This window comes from Arthrobacter sp. 01L42 (assembly GCF_056400005.1).
This window is the reverse complement of the sequence record NZ_JBFTSL010000042.1, coordinates 1-2329: the sequence shown is the minus strand read 5'-3', so window position 1 is coordinate 2329 and position 2329 is coordinate 1. Positions and strand designations below refer to the sequence as shown.

At 66.2% G+C, this 2329-nt stretch carries 2 protein-coding genes; one reads left to right on the top strand and one right to left on the bottom strand.

Translation table 11 applies throughout. The features are described from left to right. Positions 1-553 precede the first annotated feature (553 nt). On the bottom strand, positions 554-964 hold the full coding sequence (locus tag AC1DN2_RS21280; protein WP_476851870.1) for a DUF6924 domain-containing protein: 411 nt from the start codon (positions 962-964) through the stop codon (positions 554-556). Between the two features lie 405 nt (positions 965-1369). On the opposite strand from AC1DN2_RS21280, the gene AC1DN2_RS21275 reads away from it, so the two are divergent. After that, positions 1370-2053: a DedA family protein gene (locus tag AC1DN2_RS21275; RefSeq protein ID WP_476851869.1), complete on the top strand. Its 684-nt coding sequence runs from the start codon at positions 1370-1372 to the stop codon at positions 2051-2053. The last annotated feature ends 276 nt before the right edge of the window (positions 2054-2329 follow it).

Here is a 2329-nt window from a genome sequence, read left to right as displayed (position 1 = left end):
GATTGGCCGCCTCCGGTTCCCAGCATTTCCGCTGGTCTCCCTCGCGGCGACTTAGAAAACAATACACCCACCACGCCCCCACCGCAACTCCACMCCCCACACCCACCCCACCACCCAAAAACCCCGCCACCACAACCCAAAACCACCCGCCACGCACCTCATCACACGCTCCCCCGCCACCCACGGCCACTATGCCGTGCATCACACCAACCCCGTGCCAGCAGATCCCCCACATGGCGGGCCCATGCAATAGCAGCCAAACAGTCCGTCGTGTTGTCGAATGCAGGCCGCCACAGGGGCGTGACGCGGCAGGATGCTTCCGATGCCTTCTGGGCCAGACCCCGAACCAAGTGTTGTTCGAGGGGTACCGCAACCGGGTTCCCGGACGTCTGACGGCTTGCCTGACCCTGAGCCGGCTCATGGATCCCGCCGCGATCATCGCCGGCCTTCCGGCCAACACTGCCGTCTGCCATCTGCCGGGGCTATGACGAGTTGATGGCCCGAAAGCAGCCACCCCGCCGAAATCGTGGCTGAAGGGAACACCTGACGAACGTCAGCTACCTGGAATCAGCGAAGAACCTTGAAACCCGCGGCGGAAGTTGCACGATCCCGTGGTTGGTCGAGCGATTGATTCGGCCGCAGCCTGTTCCCAGTACATCGAAGCAGCAGGAACTGTCAGGCAACCCCTGAAGTCACCCTTGCTGTCTGTGCTTTCTGCGAGCTCCCCCCAGTCCATGTTCGCGATGTTTAGGGTGTTATCGACTCCACAGAGTCCGCGCGCAATGCATCGGAACGGTCGGCGCGATGACTCGCGCACATCCGTGATCTGTATCGGATACCCGCCTTCAAGAGCGGCACGTTCCACGACGAACAAGACAGACGCGTGTTCATTGCCTGCCGGGGCCGCCTGGCGAACGTGTTCCCACCCGACGTGATCCCAGGCAGTGTCATCAACGGCCTTCACTCACGCGCGGAATCCATCTTCATGCTCGGAAAGCGCATCCACCCAAGCGTCTTAGTGCTGAAGGTCGTACGCACCAGGAGGGAGGGCGGGCATGGCCTGTGTGTAAGTCTTCAGGGCCTAAAGCAGGAGGCGTAGTAGAGGCGCAGGGCCGGCGTTCGTAGCGGCGCGGGCGGTGGTGGTTGCGGGCGATCCGGCCGGAGCGCCGAGGCTAGCGCCGCGGCCGGAAACGCTGTGCCGCCGCCGGCCGGGCAGTGTCCGCAGCCTGCTCTTGACGCGGCCCCGGCCGCAAGGGTAGACAAGGGCCATCCCGGTGCTGTCGCGGGGGTTATGACCGCAGACAGAACGCGGGCAGCGCGGGGACCGTCATGATGAACCACGGCGGAGCAGCGGAGTGAGGTGTGAGCGATGACCGGATTAGTTGCCTTCCGCTTCGTGGCGCTCGGCTGGGCGGCCTACTTCGCCGCGGAAGCGGGGGTTGCGGACGAATGGGCGTACTACTTCGCCGTCTTCGTGATTGTGCTGGCCCAGTGCGCCGGTGTACCGCTTCCCGCCGTGGCCGTCCTGCTTGGAGCCTACGCCTCGGCGCGCCACGGAGACCTGAACCTTGCCGCCGTTATCGCGGTCGGCAGCCTGGGCGCCATGCTCGGGAGCACGATTGGCTACGTACTTGGGCGGGTGGGAGGCCGTCCGCTGATGCTTCGACTCGCACGGCGCTTCCACGCCGACGAGAATCGCATCCTCCAGCTCGAGTCGTTCTTCGATCGGCACGGCGGCAAAGCCTTGTTCTTCGGCCGCTGGGTCATAGTGGTCCGGCTCTGGGGCGCCATTGCCGCGGGGGCCGCCAAGATGCCGTGGCCCAATTTTCTGCTCTGGACCATCACAGGGTCCATTGCCTGGGTCGCGAGCCTCAGTGTTCTCGCCTATTTGGCCGGGGCGCTGGCCAATGCCATCGGTGACGCTCTCGACATCGGCGGCTGGGTGCTGGTCCCCTTCGTCGTGCTTGGCCTGGTGATCGTCTGGCGCCGGCGCAGACGCCGGAAGCTCAGGTCAGCGGGAGGGGCAGGGGACGGCGTGCCCGATGCCGAATGAGGCCGTCCAGGCGCGTCCGGCCTGTACGTTCCTGCAGCAACGCGGGGCCTCCTTTAAGGCGGAGCATACGACGTCGTAGGGCCCCTCACCGGCGATCGGGCGCCAGGGGCGATTACCGGCCCGGCCCGGGGGCAGCCGGCCGTGGGCCCGGGCTCCGGGGCCGGGGGCCCGGCCCTGCCGGAGAGGGGGGTTAAATGCGGGAGGACCCCCACCTGGTGGTGGGGGTCCTCGACCGTTAATGGTGTTCCGGCGGTGACCTACTCTCCCACACCCTCC

Coding starts and splice junctions, on each gene's coding strand:
- AC1DN2_RS21275 (WP_476851869.1), top strand. CDS start 1,370: ATGACCGGATTAGTTGCCTTCCGCTTCGTGGCGCTCGGCTGGGCGGCC.